General features: G+C 28.2%; 16 protein-coding genes. 10 read left to right on the forward strand and 6 right to left on the reverse strand.

Going from position 1 to position 20,905, the window contains the following annotated elements; translation table 11 throughout:
• Positions 1-429: 429 nt before the first annotated feature.
• Together CALAG_RS00775 and CALAG_RS00780 are read left to right on the forward strand one after the other, a co-directional pair.
• Positions 430-1,962, forward strand: a complete 1,533-nt coding sequence (locus CALAG_RS00775) for an amidohydrolase (protein ID WP_048816641.1) — start codon at positions 430-432, stop codon at positions 1,960-1,962.
• A 75-nt stretch (positions 1,963-2,037) separates the two neighbouring features.
• A complete protein-coding gene (locus CALAG_RS00780; protein WP_015231847.1) occupies positions 2,038-2,604 on the forward strand; it encodes a hypothetical protein in 567 nt (188 codons plus the stop codon).
• Between the two features lie 862 nt (positions 2,605-3,466).
• On the opposite strand, the gene CALAG_RS00785 is transcribed toward CALAG_RS00780, so the two are convergent.
• The gene (locus CALAG_RS00785) at positions 3,467-4,354 is read right to left on the reverse strand and encodes an RAD55 family ATPase (protein WP_015231848.1); all 888 of its coding nucleotides are present in this window, start codon (positions 4,352-4,354) and stop codon (positions 3,467-3,469) included.
• Between the two features lie 555 nt (positions 4,355-4,909).
• Here CALAG_RS00785 and CALAG_RS00790 point away from each other — a divergent pair.
• The 6 genes from CALAG_RS00790 (at position 4,910) to CALAG_RS00815 (ending at position 12,280) form a co-directional block, all read left to right on the forward strand.
• The gene (locus CALAG_RS00790; RefSeq protein WP_015231849.1) at positions 4,910-6,046 is read left to right on the forward strand and encodes an MFS transporter; all 1,137 of its coding nucleotides are present in this window, start codon (positions 4,910-4,912) and stop codon (positions 6,044-6,046) included.
• Between the two features lie 754 nt (positions 6,047-6,800).
• Entirely contained in the window at positions 6,801-7,730 is a 930-nt protein-coding gene (locus CALAG_RS00795; RefSeq protein ID WP_015231850.1) for an acetamidase/formamidase family protein, read from the forward strand.
• A 14-nt stretch (positions 7,731-7,744) separates the two neighbouring features.
• Positions 7,745-8,647 (forward strand): ketopantoate reductase family protein, encoded by a 903-nt coding sequence (locus CALAG_RS00800; RefSeq protein WP_015231851.1) that lies wholly within the window; start codon positions 7,745-7,747, stop codon positions 8,645-8,647.
• A gap of 8 nt (positions 8,648-8,655) precedes the next feature.
• A complete protein-coding gene (gene panB, locus CALAG_RS00805) occupies positions 8,656-9,483 on the forward strand; it encodes a 3-methyl-2-oxobutanoate hydroxymethyltransferase (protein WP_015231852.1) in 828 nt (275 codons plus the stop codon).
• Positions 9,484-9,579: 96 nt separating this feature from the next.
• Positions 9,580-11,109, forward strand: a complete 1,530-nt coding sequence (locus CALAG_RS00810; protein WP_015231853.1) for an APC family permease — start codon at positions 9,580-9,582, stop codon at positions 11,107-11,109.
• A 505-nt stretch (positions 11,110-11,614) separates the two neighbouring features.
• Complete coding sequence (locus tag CALAG_RS00815) at positions 11,615-12,280, forward strand: helix-turn-helix domain-containing protein (RefSeq protein WP_015231854.1); 666 nt, start codon at positions 11,615-11,617, stop codon at positions 12,278-12,280.
• On the opposite strand, the gene CALAG_RS00820 is transcribed toward CALAG_RS00815, so the two are convergent.
• Entirely contained in the window at positions 12,281-13,408 is a 1,128-nt protein-coding gene (locus CALAG_RS00820) for a CaiB/BaiF CoA transferase family protein (protein ID WP_015231855.1), read from the reverse strand. It abuts the gene before it with no gap.
• 2 nt (positions 13,409-13,410) lie between these two features.
• Positions 13,411-14,454, reverse strand: a complete 1,044-nt coding sequence (locus tag CALAG_RS00825) for a hypothetical protein (RefSeq protein ID WP_048816642.1) — start codon at positions 14,452-14,454, stop codon at positions 13,411-13,413.
• A 192-nt stretch (positions 14,455-14,646) separates the two neighbouring features.
• Here CALAG_RS00825 and CALAG_RS00830 point away from each other — a divergent pair, with 192 nt between their 5' ends.
• Positions 14,647-15,918: an MFS transporter gene (locus CALAG_RS00830; protein WP_048816857.1), complete on the forward strand. Its 1,272-nt coding sequence runs from the start codon at positions 14,647-14,649 to the stop codon at positions 15,916-15,918.
• Positions 15,919-16,100: 182 nt separating this feature from the next.
• On the forward strand, positions 16,101-17,033 hold the full coding sequence (locus CALAG_RS00835; protein WP_083859901.1) for a glycosyltransferase family 2 protein: 933 nt from the start codon (positions 16,101-16,103) through the stop codon (positions 17,031-17,033).
• Between the two features lie 410 nt (positions 17,034-17,443).
• Here CALAG_RS00835 and CALAG_RS00840 read toward each other — a convergent pair whose 3' ends face one another.
• The 3 genes from CALAG_RS00840 to CALAG_RS00850 form a co-directional block, all read right to left on the reverse strand.
• The gene (locus CALAG_RS00840) at positions 17,444-19,129 is read right to left on the reverse strand and encodes a thiamine pyrophosphate-binding protein (protein WP_015231859.1); all 1,686 of its coding nucleotides are present in this window, start codon (positions 19,127-19,129) and stop codon (positions 17,444-17,446) included.
• Positions 19,130-19,131: 2 nt separating this feature from the next.
• Positions 19,132-20,151, reverse strand: coding sequence for a 2-hydroxyacid dehydrogenase (locus CALAG_RS00845; RefSeq protein WP_015231860.1), 1,020 nt, complete (start codon positions 20,149-20,151; stop codon positions 19,132-19,134).
• Between the two features lie 214 nt (positions 20,152-20,365).
• On the reverse strand, positions 20,366-20,809 hold the full coding sequence (locus tag CALAG_RS00850) for a peroxiredoxin (RefSeq protein WP_015231861.1): 444 nt from the start codon (positions 20,807-20,809) through the stop codon (positions 20,366-20,368).
• Positions 20,810-20,905 lie beyond the last annotated feature (96 nt).

Genomic DNA, 20,905 nt, shown 5'->3' on the forward strand with positions numbered 1-20,905 from the left:
ATAACATGGGTATTGTTTTAAAAAGTTTTTGATGAAATTGTTATAAAATAATTATGAACTTATAGAACATTAATTGTTTAGGGAAACAAGGCATCTCAATTAAAACTAGGAATGAACTACTGGTATCTTATATAGAGTACTATGATAAAGGAGACAACAAACCTAACATTTTGAGAGGAGAAAAAAATAAAAGGGGGAAGGTTGCCATAATTTTGGCAAATTTCTAACAAATGTTTCATAGTTAATATGATAAATATTTAAAAAAGGTTTAACTCAAAATTATAAAGAAAAATTATTCTGAATTTATATTTAAACTAAGAACCTATAATATGCTAAGTTATTATTGGTATTTTTAGATTATTTATTATTGATAAAGCTTAATAATGGTAGAATTAGTATATAAATTTGAATTAAGTTTTGGTGAAATCCATGGGATCACTAGCTATTATTAATGGATTTATATATGCATCGTTTTATCCTTTGCAAATAATAAATTCCTTATTAATTAATGATGGTAAGATCGAAATTATTGGTAATAAAGATAAGATATTAGATTATGCAAAAAAAGAAAAAATAGAAATCTTAGATTTAAAAAATAAATATTATGCAATTCCAGGATTTATTGATGCTCATATACATATTGACGAACTGGGCGAATATATCAATGGAATAGATTTAAGGGATGTAAAATCAGTTAAGGATTTATGTGAATCTATAAAAAATAAAAAAGATAAATTTAAAAATTGGATCTACGGGCATGGATGGGACCAAGAAAAATTTTTAGAAAATAGGTGGCCAAATCATTATGATATAGATAATTGTACTAAAAATAAACCAGCAATTTTCTCTAGAATTGATTTACATTCAGCTTTAATAAACGAAAAAGCAATAAAATTTCTCTATAGCTTTGATAAAGAGGTCTATGGCATTGATAAATTTCCTAATAATGAACCTACTGGTATAATTAAAGAAACTGCATTTGATGAAATTAGGAAACTAATGAGGGAAAACAGAGATATTGAGGAACAAAAGGAATTAATAGAATTAGCTCAAAATGAATTGATTTCAAAAGGAATAACTTCAGTTGGATTCATGAGCGTAGATGAAAAAAGCTTATCAGCAATTTTAGAATTGAGATCTGAAAATAAGCTTAAAATAAGGATTTCAGCTTTTTTGAATGGTAATATTATGTATAAATCAAAACAAATTAAAAATGATGATTTATTTCAAATAAAAGGCATAAAATTATTTTCAGATGGTTCCTTAGGATCAAGGACTGCATATTTAAGCTATCCTTATGAAGATGATCCAGAAAATAAAGGATTTATAGCTATGGAAAAAGATCAGCTTTTAGAAAATTGTTTAAAAGCAAAGGAATTGAATTTAAAGACAGCAACTCACGTTATTGGTGATGCTGCTTTAGATAATGTATTAGATGTTTATGAAAAATGCGGGGAAAGGAATAGAATTGAACATGCTTCTTTGGTTAGAGAAGATCAATTTATGAAATTATCAAAAATAAACCCTATAATAGTTGTTCAACCCCATTTCATAATATCAGACTTTTGGGTCATAAAAAGATTGGGTATAAATAGAGCAAAATGGGTTTATCCATTTAAATCGTTAATAAATCATGGATTAGACATTGCATTTTCTACAGATGCTCCTGTTGAACCCATTGATCCCTTCTTATCGATAGATGCAGCAGTTAATCGTGGATCAAATCAAAACATAGAATTAAGCAAATATACAATGCATGAATCTTTAAATCTTCAAGAGGCGTATGCTTCTTATACTCAAAAAAGTGCAACAGCTATTTATAGACAAGATTTAGGAAGTATTGAATTAGGAAAGAAGGGGGATATAGTTATATTAAGTAAAGATCCCTTAAATAGTTATTTAAATAACGTTGTAATGACAATAATCGATGGAAACATACTCTATAAAAATAACTTTGAATAAATCAAAGATAATTTTAGTTTTGAATTCAAAATAGATTTTTTAATGAGGCTAATAAAAATATAACTGGGAATATAATTGAGTGAGGAAAAGCTTACAACAAATGTATTAATATTAGAGCTTTCAACTATGATAGTCGCAATAGCGTTAGCTTTTAATTCGCAATCATTAAATTATTATACAATTAGTCTTCCAGCAATTATAGATTATATTATAGTTAATGTATTAGTAATATGGTTTTGGTGGAGGTATATAAGTGATAGATTTAAGTACCCTATAAAAACAAATAACTTTCCATTATATGATGTTCTTTTATTAATTATTATTTCTCTTTTACCAGAAATATTGAGGACTCAAGATATATTTTATTTAACTGGAACTTTAGCAGCATTAGCATTTCTTTGGGCCCTAATGCTAAGAAGAATAATAAGAGAATACGCTAATACAATTGATCAACAATCATTAGTTTCATTAAGACATCAAATCAATATAAGATCTTCTATGGGTCTTTTGTTTTTAATTAGTTTTGCAGCTAGCTTTATTTCTCAAATAATAGGAAGACTTATTTTTATTCTGATAATATTTGCAATAATATATAGTGTATTCATTGATAGATTTTCAAAGAGTAATAAAAGGTCTATATAGGTTTAGATTTAAAAATAATTAATATTAGTTAAAAAGATTTATCATGTTATTTTTAATTAAACTTTTTTATTAAAAAGATAAATTATTATGGTAACTAATAGGTAAATAAATTAAAAGTAATAAAACAATTATTAAAATTTCAAATCATCTTGAATATTTGTCAGAATTGAACGTAAACAAACCCGAACTGCTTTTGCACCGATAACAATCAGCATTAATCAAATTCAATACAAAGTTTACATACTTAGATTCTTTTATTGTATAAATTAAAACTACTAGTAATATTATGCAAGAATTGATATAATAAAGAATGTAAATTTAATTCAATCTATGCCCTAAAAGTAGAAGCTGGATATTTCTTTTATCGCTTAGAAGGTGCAAGGTGTATTCTTTATATTTATCGCATATGTTACATTTGAAAATATTTTCATTTTAATCCTAAATGGTCTTAATATAAGTTTATTGTCTTTTGATGGATAATAATACCAAATATTATCATATAATTCACTTAACGGTATTTTATAATAGTCTTTTATAGTCCCATTAAATGTATACAGAGTAGTTATATTATTGTTTATTCTCCTAGCAAATGCTTCTAATTGTAATATTGGATATATTTTATCATCTGCAATTAAACTAATTAATTCATCTAATCCAATATTTAAAACAAACGCAGGCTTTTCTTTTTCTTCAATTTCTTTAACATGATCAAAGTAATCAATTAGATTATACTTGGTCGGATCTATGCCATCAATTACATAGTATTTTAATAATTCTTCAATTTTATTGTTTTTTATTCCAGTATTTGTTATGCAATGTTTTAACTGCGAATAAAATTTGTTAGCAACACAACTTCTTAACCTTATGATAGTTTTCTTCTAATATTTTCTAATAAGGAAGGAGTTCCTATTAATGTACCAAGTATGATTAGTGAAGCTAATGAAAATGGGTTTATCTTTGGATGTACTATGATTAGATTTTGGCTTCCAGTATCAATATAAAAATCATTATTATCTAATACAATTTTTATTATTTTATGTTTTGCTACTCTATTAAACTTTTTAGGATACAATAATGAAATTGCCTTATCATATTTTATTATAAATGGAATTGTAGTTAATGAAATATTTGATCTTCTAGCTTTCCTTATTTCTGCAACTCTAACAATCTTTCCTTTTAAATTTATAGCTTTCAGTAATATTATTGTATCAACCAAAAATTCTTCTATTCCAATACCTATTTTTTCACTTCCATATGGAATTTCTTCAATGAGAATCGAAGTAATACCTTTTGTTTTAGAAATTCTGTAGAGAAAATTATGCAAGATCTCTCTTAAATGTATGATACTATGACTTAATTGAATTAGAGATGTAATGCTATCAATAATTAATATTTTTGCATTTATTTTATCAATAATATCAATAAATTGATTTAAGAGATCTGGAATCATTTCTTTGTTTGTAAACGTTATTTCTTCTAAAAAATTAAACAACCCTTTATTCTCAAACTCATTAAAATCAAGACCTAAACTTTTCATGTTTCTAAAAAATTCATTCTTCCCTTCAATAAAACTTATATATATTGTTTTTGAATTATATTTTTTCATATTTTCATATGCTATCTTAGATGCAAATGTAGTTTTTCCTGCACCTGGATTTCCAGCAATAAGTATAACATTTCCTTGTTCTATATTGTTTAATAAGTTATCAAGCTCTTCTATGCCAAATGTAAAATTATTTGTTTGTGACATTAATACCCTAATAATTTAATAATATCTCAAACTTAAATTTTTATATATTGCAAATTACTTTAATATATGAATTTTTACAGTAATGAAATTCCTTCTATTTGAGATGAGCATAATGTTTGGGTTTTCTTTATTCATTATATATGAAATGTATTAATAAGTAATTTAAAATCAAAAATATCTAGCAGTGAAAATAAACATGTTAAGCTTTTTATTTTGGTATTTAATATGAAAATGTATTTAGGTCAGTATTATTATGTATAATATGATATTATTCAAAATAGGATAGAATTCAAGCAAAAGAGGATAAAGATATTGTCTTAACAAAATTTGTTCATTAGCTATACTTCTATTTACTAGTTAAGTATGGAAAAGAAACGAAGTAATTCCCCCAGTTTGCCCATACATATAACATGTGCTTATGATAATGATCTATTATGTAATTGTGAACCTTATTAAGAATCCCTTAAGACTTCTTTCATTTGATAAATGTAAACATAAAATTATTAAAGGAATATTTTTAATTTAGGATGAAGATGAAGTTAGAAGGAGAAGAAAATGATAAAAAAGGAGGTTTATAAATTATCTTTTTCAGCGTTTTTTGCAGATTTGGGCTATCAAACGGCTGTAGTTATGTTTCCTTTAATATTTGTTATAATATTAAAAGCCCCTATATGGCTTTATGGAATTGCAGAAGCATTAAATTATGGTATAGGAAGTTTAATGGGATTAATTGGAGGAATAATGGGAGATAAATTTGGCAGAAAAAAGATGGCAGTTTTAGGAAATGGCCTCATAATAATTATTTCATTGCTCGGTTTTTCTAAAAATCTGTGGGAAGCATTACTTTTATTTATGATTCCTTGGTGGTTTAGGAACTTTAGGTCACCTATAAGGAGAGCAATGTTAACAGAAGTAACTGAAGAAAGTGAAAGATCAAAGGCTTTTGGCATACTCCATAGCTTAGACTTAGGAGGAGCAGTTTTGGCCATAACATATACAACAATATTATTATTCTTTAAGTTTCCAATACAATATTTATTATTAATAACAATGGTTCCCTTAGCAATATCAACATATCTTTTATCAATATCTAATTCAGGAAAAAAGGTGGAGAAAAGAAAAATATCTTTTAAAAGCGATAATAAAATAATAACTTTGATAGTTATATCTACAACGTTATTTGGGTTTACACAATATAGCTTTGGATTTCCAATAATAACTACAGAATTTTTCACTCATCAGGCATATTTATCAGTTATAAGCTATGGTATTTTTCTGTCAGCATCTTCATTATTTGGTTTTTTATTAGGTAGATTAAGGATTAACAATTTCTTTGCATTGGGATTTATAGGATATTTATTAGGATCTTTTTCTTCGCTAGGGTTTGCTCAATTCTCATCTTATGGAATAATGGCCATTTATCCGTTTTCATTTCTTCTAGGAGTTTCAATAGCCTCTACAGAAACATTCGAACCTTCCATTATTTCCCGTTTTTCTAAATCGGAAAGCATGGGAAGTAATATGGGACTATTAACCTTTGGAAGAAGTATTGGTGTATTTTTAAGTAATATGATAATGGGACTGCTTTATGAAATTAGATATAGTTATGCTTACTATTTTTCATCAATAATGTCAATAATCGCATTCATAATAGTTTTGTATATAATTTTTAAAATGAGAATAAATAAGTGAAATATGCTGCCATTTCGAACTATTATCCCATAAAGATTCTACTTAAAATATATCCATCATTTTCTTATCAAAGATGATTATACCATAATTAGTTTTTAAACAAGTCTTATATTCAAAATACCATTATTTTATATTAGTCTTCTGCTAAGTGTAACCAGTTTCCTTTAGTTTTTATATCATAACTCTGAAATTTCTTAACAATAGAGCTATATTTTATTTTTCCCATGATAAAACAGTTCTTAATCCATCTTTCCATATACAGTAAAGAAAGTATGAGCTAATTAGAATGAATTTTTATAAAAACTGTAACCCAACTCCTACTTTAACTAGATGGGGGTTAAGGGGGCGAAAGTCCCCTTCCGTGAGGAGGGGGTGGATAGCCCCCTTATAGAAGGATTTATTATAATTCATCAATTCTGGGAAAAAAATTAGGCATTGGCTGAAAGCGCTAGGTCATACCCTAGGGACTGGGGATTAAGCCTGTGGAGAGTAAACCCTCCGTAACCCCGCTTCCGCATAGGGTATAACGGAACGGTTCCGTTCAATAGAATACTGTGTGTGTAGGGGGATCGAGGTTACTCTGAGAAGCAGGAAATCCCCATCGCGAAGTGGGGATGCCCCGTCCGCAAGGGCGGGGTAGTTCACTTATATACCAATCCCTAATAAGAAATAGAGAATATAAAAAATTTTACTTACCCCCAATAATGGGAAATTTTTATTAAGATGTAAAAATAATAAAATAAAGGGAATAAAAATGATTCAGATAGATGGTTTTATGGATAGTAATGTTCATTTTAAATGGAGTAATAAATTAAAACCAATAGCTTATGTTAATTCTGGAGATGAATTGTTAATTAAAGTCCCAGACTCCTCAACAAAACAAATAAAATATGATTTTAAGACAGAAGACCTATCTAAATTAGATTCAAGCAAGTTTGATGGAGCAGTTGGACCAATTTACGTATATGATGCAAAACCTGGAGATGCTTTAGAAGTAGAAATCCAAGATATTAAAGTTGATAAATGGGGATGGAGTGCAATATTAAGTGATTTTGGTATTCTTAAAAAAAGGTTTAATGAAAGATTAATAATATGGGATATCAAAGAAAATTATGCAATAGCAAAGGATTTTTTAAGGGGGATTAAAATACCAATTAGGCCATTTTTAGGTGTAATAGGATTGTCTCCAAAAGAAGACAAAGAATATGATATGATACCTCCCCAATATTTTGGAGGTAATATGGATAATAGATTAAATGGCATAGGATCAAAAATTTATTTACCCGTTAATGTAGAAGGTGCTTTGTTATCGATATCTGATCCCCACGCATCTCAAGGAGATGGAGAAATTTGTGGTACAGCTATTGAAACGAGTGCAGAGGTTAAATTGAAGGTCAAGGTTATAAAAGATTTAAAAATTAAGAGACCCTTCACAATTAGCCCTAACAAAGATGATTTTAAAGGAGAAGTAATAGCAGCTATGGGTATTTCAAGCGATTTATATCAAGCAGCAAAAGATGCAGTTAATGATATGATCGAACTTTTGAATAGACAATATAAATTATCATATGAAGAAGGTTATGTTTTAAGCAGTGTAATAGGTAATTTAAGGATTTCTGAAATTGTTGATGAGCCAAATTTTGTAGTTTCCCTAGTTATACCAAAATATATTTTGGAGAGTTAAGTAAGGGAAAGAGAGTGAAGATAGGAGTTATAGGTTGTGGAGCAATCGGAAGTTTTTTATCGTATATATTTAAGAAAAGTGGATATGATGTAATTGCTATAGATAAAATTCACGGATGTAAAGAACAAAGGGTAATTGTTGAAAAATTAGGAGAAGAAAATATAAGGATTTGTGGTTATGAAGATATAAAAGAAGAACTTGATTATCTAATTTTTACAGTTAAGGCCTATGATTTAGATGAAGCAATAAGTTTATCTTTAAATAATATAAAGGCTAAGTTAGCTATATCGACTCAAAATGGTCTTTATTCACTAGAAAAATTGGAAAAATTTTTTGATGCAGCGTCAATGATAATTTATTATGGCATAAAGAAAATTGAAAAATGCCACTCACTTTTCTCTGGAGGAAATAAAATAGTGCTTGGATGCAAGAACAAAAATTGTACAAATGAATTTAAAGATTTTAAATTAAATGAGATAAACCTGGAATTAGTTGAAAACGTGGAGCCATATAGATGGGAAAAGGTTATTATAAATTCAGCGATAAATCCTATAGCAACCCTTTATTTAAAGCACAATGGGTTTATTTTAGAAAATGAACATGCATATGATTTGTCATTAAAAATAGCAGAAGAATCAAAGGAAATTGCTTCCCTTCTTAACATAAACTTTAAAAGAGATCCAATAAAGGAGCTTATTGATACCTTAAGGAACACCTATTATAATTATAATTCCACATTGCAAGACATATGCTTAGGAAAAGAAAAGACAGAACTTGATTACATTAATTTAGCTTTATATGAAGTTGCTAAAAAGTCAAATTATGAAGCTAAATATAATTACTTTGCATATAAATCTGTTATTGCTTTAAAAAATTTAATAAAAGCAAATAATCGGTTATGTGAACAAATTAAATAGGTGAGATTTTGGAGAGAAAAAAATTAACCATTAGAGATATTATGAAAATGAAAAATAATAAAAAAATAGTTGCAATAACATCTTATGACTATCCAACTGCTAAAATTGCTGATGAAGCAGGAGTTGATATAATATTAATTGGAGATTCATTAGGTATGGTTATTTTAGGTTATCCATCTACATTGCAAGTAGGTATGAGCGAAATGTTGATTCATACTAAGGCTGTATGTAATGCAAATCCTAAGGCCTTAGTAGTTTCAGATATGCCATTTATGAGCTATGAATATAGTAAAGAAAAGGCTATTTTAAATTCATCAAAGTTTTTGAGATTAGGGGCAGATGCAATTAAATTAGAAGGAGGTAGTGAATATAAGGAAGTTATAAAAAATATTGTAAATTCTGGTATTCCTGTTATGGGCCATATTGGTTTAACTCCTCAAAAATATAAACAAATTGGAGGTTATAGGCTAATAGGAAAGAATTATCAAGAAGCTAAGGATTTACTAGATGATGCAATTCAGCTTGAGGATTCTGGAATTTTTTCATTGGTCATAGAGTATACTGCATATGAAGTAGCAAAAAGAATAACTGAAAAAATATCAATTCCAACTATTTGCATTGGAAGTGGTCCTTATTGCGATGGTCAAATAATGGTTATAAATGATATATTAGGTATGGGTGATTATTCTCCTGAATTTGCAAAAAGATACGTTGATTTAAAATCAATAATTAGAAATGCAATCTCTAATTATAAATCTGAAGTAGAGAATGGAAAGTTCCCTGAAAAATATTGGGGAATGAAAGATGAAGATAAGAAAAAATTTGAAAATTCTTAAAATATTTTATGATTAATTTTATAAAATCAAATATGTATTTCTAGTATTAAAATATTTAAATACTACAATAGGATACATAATTGTATAGGTGAAATTATGGGAGAAAATAGCAAAGGAGCTAGTCTTAGAAAGGAACTTTCATTTTTAGAAATATTTATAGCTGGTCTTGTTGGTGCTGTTGGAACTGGTATTTTGTTTTCTCCAGCAGGCATGGCCGGTTATGCAGGCCCCTCTATTATAATTTCATGGATCCTAGGAGGGATATTTTACACCTTTGTATCAATTCCAATAATTGAACTTGAATTGGTTTGGCCTGAAGCAGGAGGTCCAGCAAGATACCCACTATATACCCATGGTAACATTTTAAACCTTATTTCATCTTTCATGAACTTAGTATGGTATCTCTTCATACCCCCAATAGAAGCTTTAGCAACTGTCGAAGGATTAGCCTACTTTTTCCCAAATTTGCTAGTTCCAGGAACAACTATTCCAACAGTATTAGGTGCTATAGTAGGTACTCTATTACTTCTTTTATTTGTTCCCTTTAATTATTTTGGTGTTAAAGCCTTTGGAAGGACAACTTTAGGACTTGGATTAATAAAATTGATTATATATATTGTTGCGGCATTATCAATAGCTGTTGTATTCTTTTCTCCAGGTAATTTTATAAAAACACCAGGAGGATTTGCTCCGTTTGGCTTTTCAGGAATTTTTTTAGCAATACCATTGGCTATGTTCGCCTATGGTGGAATTAGAGTTATACCTGATTTTGCCGAAGAGGTTAAAGATAAAAGTTTTCTAGGAAAAGCTATACTCTTAACAGTTTTAGGACAAACAATTATTTATATTCTATTTTCAATTGTTTTTATTGGAGGATTAAATTGGAGTGCATTAGGTATAAAGTTTGGTGATTGGAGTTCTGTATCTAGTTTGCCAGGTAACCCATTTATTGATATATCTTCATCCCTTCATTCCAAACTATCCTTATTGTTAGTTCTAATAGTAGCAATTTTAGGTCCTTTTGTTACAGGTTATATATATCTAGGAAGTGGAACAAGAGTAGTATTTGCTATTTCAAGATCTGGCTACATGCCTGATAAATTGAAAGAGGTTAGCGCAACTTATGCTATTCCATATTGGGCTTTAATCATTTTTGCTATTGTAGGAGCAATACTTACTTTCTTAACCGCACCAATCCATGCAATATATTCATTGCTAGAAGATGCTGTTGTAGGAGGTTATTTGGCATTTGCAACTTTACCTGTTACGATGATGGCTGCAAGGAAGAAAAATATAACACCAAAGAATTATAGATTGCCATTGGGATGGGTATGGGCTGTTTTGGCATTTATTTCATCATCTCTTATAGCATTTTGGAGTGGGTGGCCTTCTGTACCTTACGCTATTGCAATAGGTTTAATTGCCTCTATAGTTTTCGGTTTAATATTTAAAGTCAAAGGAGAGTTTAGAAAATCTATATGGTACATTGTTTATCTAATATTTATACTAATAATGACGTATATTGGAAGTGATGGAGCTCTTAGTATTATAGGTTTTATCCCCGCAACAATTATAGTAGCTGTTGTATCTGTTTTGGTATTTTTACCATGGGGAGTATATTCTTAATTTTATTTATCTTTTTTTAATTTTTAATATTATTAAGCAAAAAGAGAAAATATAAAATTTTTTGGTTATAAAACATCAAATCTATAAAAACTTTTTGGTTATACATGTATATTCTCTTTACAAAGAGCCTTATCCGACTTTCTCGCAAATATAAAGGCAAAGAGTTTATTTGCTGTATAATGCTGTCAATGATTTCTCAATCATAAGAGAATTTAAGAATAATTGAAATCACTATACAACTTTTCTTTAAAAAATATATAATATCAGCAATTAACAAAGAAATCATCACAGCAATTTATATCTAAGATGTTATGTCTTGAAATTTAATAAATGGATTATGTTTTTGTAAAAATATTGATTTTTTATCATAACTATAATCATAAAATAACAAAAGATTTTGATTCCATGGTAACATATGCATATAATTAAATTATTTCAGAAATAAAATTAAATTAAACATATATTTATAACTTCTAATATAATAAATTTATAATAGGAATTTCCAATGCTAATATTAGATTTAACAGTTAAGAGCGATTGTGGTCTTTCGAAAATATCTCATGATATTAACCAAGAAATTCTTTCATTATCAGTATTTCCAATAAATGAGAAACTTAATTCCGTTACCATTATGCTAAAATTATTAGAAAGGGGATCAGATTATGAATTAAAAAGGTGGAAAGTAAGATATAGTGATTTCACTAAATTCGATCTTAATAAGATAGGAAAAAGCACGTTTATTATAAATGGCGTTAAAGAAGGCCATGGAATTGTAAAGACTCTAGTAAAATATGATTCAGCATTGCTTATGCCAACAATAGCAGGTGATAATTATGAAAGATTTCTTATATTATTAAAAAACAAAAAGAACTTAGATTCTTTTATAAAAGAAATAACTAGTGGAAATAAAATATTGAATATTGATTATAATGAAGCAAGTACTGGAATTATTATTTCATGGATGTCTAAGGTCCTCCTTGATGTAGGTAATATAAGCAAAAGAGAGTATGAAGTACTTTATAATGCTTATAAATACGGTTATTTTAATTGGCCTAGGAAAATTAATGTTGACGCTTTAAGCAAAAAGCTTGAGATTTCGCAGCCTAACCTATTATATCATTTGAGAAATTCTATATATAAATTATTATCAAATATCTTATCAGATTCATAATTAAATTACGCCCTCAATTTCCATTATTTTTATTTCATCTTCATTATATCCAAGTTCTCTTAATATTTCATACGTGTTTTCACCAAGATCAGGGGCTACATTGCTTTTTATTGAAGTATAAAATGGAGGCTTAGGAACAACTATTTCTCTTTTTTGGTATAATACATTTATCATTTTAAGCTTTGCATGTTCATCATTAAGCAAATCCCATGGTTTATTTAAGATAGAATAGCTTATATTGCTTTTATCCAATAACTTTATAAGCTCATAAGAATTAAAAGAATTAATAATTTTATTAAGATAAGGTATTAGGAAGCTTCTGTTTTTATATCTGTCTTCGTTTCTCTTAAATCTATCATCATTACATATATCTAAGGATAAGGCATTGCAAAAGTCAATCCATTGTTTATCTGTTGTTACTGCTATGAAAATTGATTTATCATCTTTTGTTTTGAAAAAATCATAAATACCCCATGCAAATCCTTCTTCATTAATTGGCTTTATAGGTTTACCTAATATTTGATATGTTGATATATGTTGTCCAACAAAAAATAAAGCAGTTTCAAATAGACCAATATCAACAACTCCTCCTTCATTTGTTTTTTCTCTTTCCAAAATTTTTTGCATTATACCTATAACGGCAAACATTGCAGCTCCTATATCAACAATTGATGCCCCTAATCTCATTGGTCTATCATTTAAACCTGTCATATATGCCAAACCGCTATGAACTTCTATAGGATAATCTAAAGATTTTCTATTTTCGTATGGCCCATAACCATATGCTTTAATTGATGCATATATTAATCTTGGATTTATCTTTTTTAATTCTTCATATCCCAAACCCGCATTTTGCAGTGTTCCACGAGATAAATTATCAATTAATACATCAGATGTCTTAATTAACCTTTTAAATGCTTCTTTCCCTTTTTCTTTAAAAATATCCAAAGATATGCTTTTTTTATTGTAATTTAAATATGGAAATGTTCCTGAGCTACTCCCAGGTAGCCTTCTAGCAATATCCCCTTCTTTAGGTTTTTCAATCTTTATAACTTCGAATCCCAATAATGATAATAATAGTCCTGCTGTAGGTCCAGCAACTATATGGCCTATTTCAATTGCTCTCATAATTACACCTCTTTGGATAATTTCAGAACATCATCATAAGAAAGTGATTTACCTTCATTAACACTAACATCCTTAATAAGTTCAACTAGTCTAGAAAGCTTCTCATCACTTAAACTTATTTTATATTTTTCTAAGATTTTTTTAATCATGCTTCTACCAACGTATACATTAATTGAATATTTTTCTTGAGAAAAGACTGATGAAAAATGTGCATGGGTTCCTGCAGTCATAATATTTGTATTTTCTCCTACTATTGGAAAATTTTTTATAAAGAATTCTACTCCTATCTTTTTTAAAATAAGTTCCTTCATATAATCATATAACTCAAATAAGGCCTGTTCATTTAATGAAATATTATAACCCATCTTTTTTAAGGCATAGTATATAGTAAATAAATCTGATATCCCATTTCTCTCGCCTATCCCATAAACTGTTGCTGAAACTGAGGATGCCCCTTCTTCTATAGCGGATAAACAATTAGCTATTGATAATCCATAATCGTTATGGCAATGGACTTCAATCTCAACATCTTTTCCTATCTCATTTATAGCTTGTTTTATTAATGATCTCATAAATACTGGATTAGCATTACCTGTTGTATCTGGGAGCTGAACTTTTTTTAAACCAATTTCTTTTAATTTTCTCAAAATGTTTATTATAATTTCTTTATTCGAAACCACATCAACCAAAGCTACAGTAGTCATATCATCAAGCTTAATAGCATACTTTATATCTTCAATAACTTTATCAATGTTATCATATTTAAAAGGAAAATGGAGAGATATATGAGCACCTGTTTCATAAATTTGATCGATATCATTTTTAAAAGCTCTTCCTAATCCATATACATTCTTTATTAGCTTTCTTTTTATTATATCTTCAGTTACCTTTTTTTCAGACCAATGAGCAGAAGGATAACTAACTAATGCATTCTGTATTCCAGCATTACCTAGCATTTCAGCAATTTTTATTTTTTCTTCAATTTTATAACTCATCCCGGGTGATTGCAGACCTTCTCTAAGCGTATCATCAACTATTTCCACCATGTTTCTATCCCAAATCAATTATTTTATACTGAAATCTATTTATCTTATATAAAACCCATTTTATTTAATATTTATTATTTTTATGATTTATGTATACAAAAGGTGATGTAATTGAGTGTTAGCCAGAAAAGGTATTCTATTGCTGCAAGATTAGATAGATTACCATGGACCAGTTTACATACAAAACTCCTCATGTTATTAAGTCTTGGAGAATTTTTTGATTTGTATGATTTATTTGCCGGAGGTTTTACAGTTACTCCAATACATCTTTATTATCATGTTGGCATCGAATCAGCAATATTTTATACCATAGCTATATTCTTCTTGGGTGCATTTGTTGGAGTAATATTACTAGGATATATTGGGGATCTCTTAGGGAGAAGGACAGTAATAGTAATAAATATGATTATAATGAGCATTGCATATCTATTAACTCCATTTTCTCCTAACATATATGTCTTGGGGGCCTTAAGGTTTATTGCAGGACTTGGAGCTGGACCCGAGGCGATATTAGTAGTAGATATAATGAGTACCGAATTTTATCCTGCAGCAATAAGAGGGAATAGGCTAGCAATAGCTTATACAATAGCATGGATCTCACCAATAATAGTTGCGTTAATATCACTATTTACTATACCTAGTCATTGGCAATGGATTTATTGGGTAGGTGGAATAGGTATTTTAACAATAATACCTCTTAGATTTATGATACCAGAATCACCTAGGTGGTTGGAAGTCCACAATAAATATGATGAGGCTGATAAGATAGTTTCTCAATTTGAACAACAAGCTATAAAAGAAGGGAAAAAGTTACCGGAACCAGTTGAGGTTGAGGTTATAAAGACTGAAAAGGTTCCACTAAGTGAGGCCTTTAAAGGGGTTTATCTAAAGAGGATGGTAATGCTATTAATATTCCAATTCTTCCAAGCAGCAGTATATTATGGATTCACATCATTGGCTCCAACAGTTTTGTACTCAAAAGGATTCACCTTTGCTAAATCTACAACTATGACTTTCGTAATCTATACTGGGTATTTCATTGGTTCATTATTGTCAATATTTTTAATAGACAAGAAGGTATTTGATAGAAAATGGCAAATAGTTGTTTACATGACTTTAGCTGGTGTACTAGGTGTATTATTCGGATATTCTCATAGTGTTATTCTACTTGAAACCTCTGGATTTTTATTGGCTACCTTTTTAAATCTATTTTCAAATACGTATCATCAATATATGGCTGAAATACTCCCAACAAGGGTAAGGGCTGCTTCTGATGGATTACAGTACAGTTTAAGTAGATTAGGAACTTTTATATTTCTAACATATTTAGGATCTGTTTTAGTAACATCAGGGCCAACAGCACTTTACCTTACGACGTTTGCATTTGCAATAATAGTTGCATTAGATATAGCAGCTTTAGGTCCTAAAGCAACAGGAGAAAGAATAGAAGTAATTGCAAAATAATTTATTATATTTTTAACCTATTTTTTAAGATCTATATGAATTATTTAATGCGTTTTGCCTCAAATTAATACGAGGTTTATGATTATCTTTAGCATTTAAAGATAAATAAGTTTTTACATTAGCTTTAATTAAAAAACAATAAAAATTTAAAAAGTATCTCATTTTCTTTAAAATTGATAAAAATGGATTGGAAAACAAAAATGGTTAAGGTTGCAAGAAGGAAAATTTTAGGTAGAAGAGGTGTTTTTATTTTAAGCAATTTTATATCAAATATTTTAACAATACCAAGTTTTGTTGATTCTAGAAGGGAAGGTAAAGAAAAAGGGATTAGTGCAGTCGTTTTATCATATAATGAACCTGATTGGATAGATTTATCATTAAAAAGCATATCTAACTTAGTTGATGAATATATTGTAGTAGATTCTTCAAATGATGAGACAACACAAATTATTGAAGAATTATCATCAAAATTACCTATAAAATTAATTAAACAACCACCATTAGGACAGCATATTGCTAGAAATGAAGCTTTAAAGCATGTTAACTATAAATATGTATTAATATGGGATGCTGATTTTATAGCAACTGATAAATTAATAGAAAAAATTAAAGATTTTGTTTATAATTCTGATGATAAATTTTATTATTTGGTTTATTATCCATTAATATCATTTTGTGGAGATCTAAGTCATAGATGTAGAGATAAATACCATGTAGAGCATTGGCTTTTTACATGGTCTAAAAAATTAAAATATCTATGGGATGGTAGAATTGAATATCTTTATTCACCAATATATTATAAGAGGGTTGATTTAAGTTATGATCCTTTAGGATATCATATGAGATCTGTAAAGAAACCTGAAAGAGTTGCTTTATCAACACTATTTTATCAAACAAATTATTATGATGTAAAAAATAAAAAAGGTGAAGAGGAGGCAAACAAATTATTAGAGGAAACTGGTTTAAAGCTTTATAATACGAAGGATTTAAAGGAAATTGGTTTAAAGATAATGAAAGAAATGACAATTAATAAACCTTGCTTTGATTATAAGCAATTACCAAAAGAAATAATTGATAGGGCAATTAAAAATGGTATTCCTTTAGGTAAATGCTAACTAATTTTTAATTCAAAGATTTGAATTACAATTTTAATAATAAATCATTAATAATTAATTACCTTATGAGATGCCTATAAATATAAATAAAAACCTTGTTATAAAAATTTTTATTGTAAATATTAATTCGATATTATAAAAATATTATATGTATTATGTATTTACTATATGAGACCCTCAAAAAACAGGTTTAATAATATATTTTTACCCAAAATTTTATTACCTTATTTATAATGTAAAATAGAAAAAATTTAATATAATTATGTTACTTTACTATGTAACATAAGAATGCGTATATATGTAATCATTGTTTTATGTAAATGGAAATCCCATAATTAATAAAAATTAAGTTAATAAAGCTGTATTTCTTTTAATCAAATTCATCTTAATAAAAATTTAATAATTAAGAATTATGTTTGGTCCATCTTTAAGACCATCTCAGTATTTGTTGGAGGCATATCATCTCTACTAGTTATTAAATCAACGACTATTGGTCCATTAGCTAAAATTTCTTTTATAGAATTGTCTATTTCTTCATCCCTACTTATTTTTATTCCCCTAATACCAAACGATTCTGCTAATTTAGCAAAATCAGGGTTATTTAGTTCTGTTCCATAAATTCTATTAGATTTATTAATTAATTGCTTTAAATAAAGGACACGATATGAATTATCATTAACAATTATGATTTTTACGTCCAAATTTTCATCTTTTATTGTTTGCAAGGCCTCAATGCTCATTAAAGCCTCACCATCTCCTATAATTGCTATTACTTCTCGATCAGGATTTGAAATCTTTGCTCCTATTGCAGCAGGTAAGGCAAACCCCATTGATCCTAGATTAGTTGCAGCCATAAATCCTCCAAATTCATATACTTTCATATAATCATATGTATATAAAACGTGGGTACCTTGACCTCCTATGATGATTCTATTTCTTTTTAATGCATCATTAAGTTTAGAAAAGAACAAAGCAGGATTTACGGCATCTCTATATTTTCTCTTAAGCGTCTGTTTTATTAGATTGTCCCAATCATTTTTGTATTTTTCTATTTCTTTTTTCCATTGATCATTAATTTTCTTATTTTTGGTATCCCTTTTCAATTGATTCACAAGTTCTTTTAGAAAAACTAATGGATCTGCTTTAATTGTTTCATAATATGATGGCCTTAGTTCTGATGAAGGATCATTTGATATAACAACTATGCTTTCAGATGGAGTTAAATTAAATCCATATGTTGTTATATCATCAAAGCCTTCTCCAAAGACTAACAGGTAATCTGTTGATTTCAATGCATTATCAGCATAAAGAGATCCACCACCATAACCTACTCTGCCTATGCATCTTGGATGATCTTCCTCGCATATCCCTCTTGCATTTCCTGTTGTTAAAATGTAAGAGTCAGTTATTTCTGATAATTCATAAATGTAACTTCTAGAATTTTCAAAATTAACTTCATTAGAAACTAAAATCAACGGCTTATTGCTTTTCAAAATTTCTTCTTTTACCCTTTTAACATCTTCTTCATTAACATTTTCTTCTTTTTCATAGCTAATATTTGGAAAATTATTTTCATCTATATTAATTTTTTTATCCCAAATATCTTCCGGAATTTCTAAGACAACCGGTTTTGGATTTCCATAAAAAAGGTCTATCATAGCTTTTTCAAATTTTTCAACAAATACATCTGGGCTTTCTACATAGTAATGATATAGATTTAATGCTTTAGATAACCCTTCTTGATCTACCTCTAGCCATGAGTCCGTGTTCTTCAATCTTCTCTTAACACTTCCAGTAATAAGTAATAATCTTGATCTATCCTTCATTGCAATACCTAAACCTGTTAATGAGTTTAAAAATCCCCCTCCAGCATGAACAACTGCTGCTGCTGGTTTTTTTGTTGTTCTATACTCAGCATCTGCAGCAGAAATAGCAACGTTTTCCTTTCTAACTGTTATCTGTTTTATCTCATTTTTGTATTCATATAGAGCATCATAAAAATTTAATACAGTTGTTCCTATAACACCATAAATTCTTTTTATTCCTAAATTTATTAATCCTCTTGCTAATGCCTCAGATAATTTTATTTCTACCATTTTTAATCACTGTTGACAACATTTTCAGGTTTTTGTCCCAATAAAACTCTTATCACATTTTCTATTGATACTTGTATAATCCTCATTCTTGTATCAGTATTTGCGCCAGCAATGTGGGGAGTTAATATTAAGTTTACATTGGGATTCTTTCTGCTCAAAGAAATTAATGGATGATTTATATCAGGGGGTTCTTTATCAAACACATCTATAGCTGCTCCAGCAATTATTCCATTTTGCAACGCATTTGCCAAAGCTTCATTATCAATGAGTTCTCCTCTTGAAGCATTTATTAAAATTGATGATGGCTTCATCATTCTCAATTCTCTCATTGTTATCATTTTTCTTGTCTCATTGGTTAATGGTACGTGAAGAGATATTATATCGCTGTCCCTAAGAATTTGATTAATTGGTTTAAATGTTACGTTTAAATTTTTTTCATCGTTTTCATTAAGTCTTACTTTATCATAATAAAAAACCTTAACATTAAATGGAATTAATCTCTTTGCTAATTCCTTTCCTATCCTTCCCATACCAATAATTCCCCAGCTTTTTCCATACAAATCATAGGTTCCCATATCCATTAATTCCCACTGATACCATTTACCTTCTTTGATGCTGTTGTTAGCTAAGATTAACCTTTTTAACAAAGATAATGCAACCATGATTGCATATTCTGCAACAGATAAAGAATTGGCTGAACCTATATTTGCAACAGGAATTCCTTTTTGTTTACATGCCTCTATATCTATATGATCAAAACCTGTCGAGGGTTGTTGTAATAATTTTACACGAGGCCCAAACATTTCACACAAGCTTTTATCAATTTTAATTTTCATTGTATGATCTCCTAAAATAACATCTGCTTTTTGTAATGCATCTTTTATTTTATCCATATTTGTTAAATCAGAAAATACCTCAATATTAACCTTCTTTTGAAGCTTATTTGCATATGGTTCAAATAAAGATTGATAAAAGGCTTTTGGAAGGGGTCCAAATGCAACTACATTACTTTCTTCTTCCAATTTCTCACCATTATATATTTAATTTTAAAAATTTATATTCCTTATTGGATACATTATATTATGCATTAATATAATTAATCCCAATTATTTGAGGAATTTTAGATAATAAACGAATTGACATCATGGCATAATTTTTAACCTTTAATCAATTAAATCATCTTTAATATTATTAAATTTCTATTATAAAGTTAACAAATTAAGGATTTTGTTTTTATTATGTTCCCTTAAGTTTATTTAAAACTTCTATAACATGACTTTGAGGATTTAGTTGATTCTTATAAATTAGAGTTATTATTCCTTCTTTATTTATTAAATAAGTAATTCTGCTTGGTATTAAAAAGCTATCAGCTCCATATAATTTCCTAATTTTTTTATCTTTATCACTTATTAAGATAAAAGGTAATGAGTATTTTTTCTTAAAATTTTTATGCGAATCAATATCATCAGAACTTACTCCTATTACTATAGTATCGAGATTTTTTAATAAATCCCAATTATCTCTAAAAGAGCATGCTTCCTTAGTACAACCAGGGGTGTCATCTTTTGGATAAAAATACACGACTATGTTATATTTTCCCAGAAAATCTTTTAACGAAAATTTATTTCCTGAATCATCTATACCCTCAAAAACTGGAGCCTTATCTCCTACTTTAACCATGATATCACAATTAATTAAAGTAAAAATAAAGTATTGAATTCTTGTATATATTTACTAGTAGATTTCTCATAAAATTTCCACTTTTTAAAATTTTTC

This window comes from Caldisphaera lagunensis DSM 15908 (assembly GCF_000317795.1).
GTDB classification, from domain to species: domain Archaea; phylum Thermoproteota; class Thermoprotei_A; order Sulfolobales; family Acidilobaceae; genus Caldisphaera; species Caldisphaera lagunensis.

Coding starts and splice junctions, on each gene's coding strand:
- CALAG_RS00825 (WP_048816642.1), bottom strand. CDS start 14,454: ATGGTGGAAATAGTTGATGATACGCTTAGAGAAGGTCTGCAATCACCC.
- CALAG_RS00850 (WP_015231861.1), bottom strand. CDS start 20,809: ATGGTTAAAGTAGGAGATAAGGCTCCAGTTTTTGAGGGTATAGATGAT.
- CALAG_RS00790 (WP_015231849.1), top strand. CDS start 4,910: ATGATAAAAAAGGAGGTTTATAAATTATCTTTTTCAGCGTTTTTTGCA.
- CALAG_RS00820 (WP_015231855.1), bottom strand. CDS start 13,408: ATGAGAGCAATTGAAATAGGCCATATAGTTGCTGGACCTACAGCAGGA.
- CALAG_RS00835 (WP_083859901.1), top strand. CDS start 16,101: ATGGATTGGAAAACAAAAATGGTTAAGGTTGCAAGAAGGAAAATTTTA.
- CALAG_RS00815 (WP_015231854.1), top strand. CDS start 11,615: ATGCTAATATTAGATTTAACAGTTAAGAGCGATTGTGGTCTTTCGAAA.
- CALAG_RS00795 (WP_015231850.1), top strand. CDS start 6,801: ATGATTCAGATAGATGGTTTTATGGATAGTAATGTTCATTTTAAATGG.
- CALAG_RS00840 (WP_015231859.1), bottom strand. CDS start 19,129: ATGGTAGAAATAAAATTATCTGAGGCATTAGCAAGAGGATTAATAAAT.
- CALAG_RS00810 (WP_015231853.1), top strand. CDS start 9,580: ATGGGAGAAAATAGCAAAGGAGCTAGTCTTAGAAAGGAACTTTCATTT.
- CALAG_RS00785 (WP_015231848.1), bottom strand. CDS start 4,354: ATGTCACAAACAAATAATTTTACATTTGGCATAGAAGAGCTTGATAAC.
- CALAG_RS00775 (WP_048816641.1), top strand. CDS start 430: ATGGGATCACTAGCTATTATTAATGGATTTATATATGCATCGTTTTAT.
- CALAG_RS00830 (WP_048816857.1), top strand. CDS start 14,647: ATGTTATTAAGTCTTGGAGAATTTTTTGATTTGTATGATTTATTTGCC.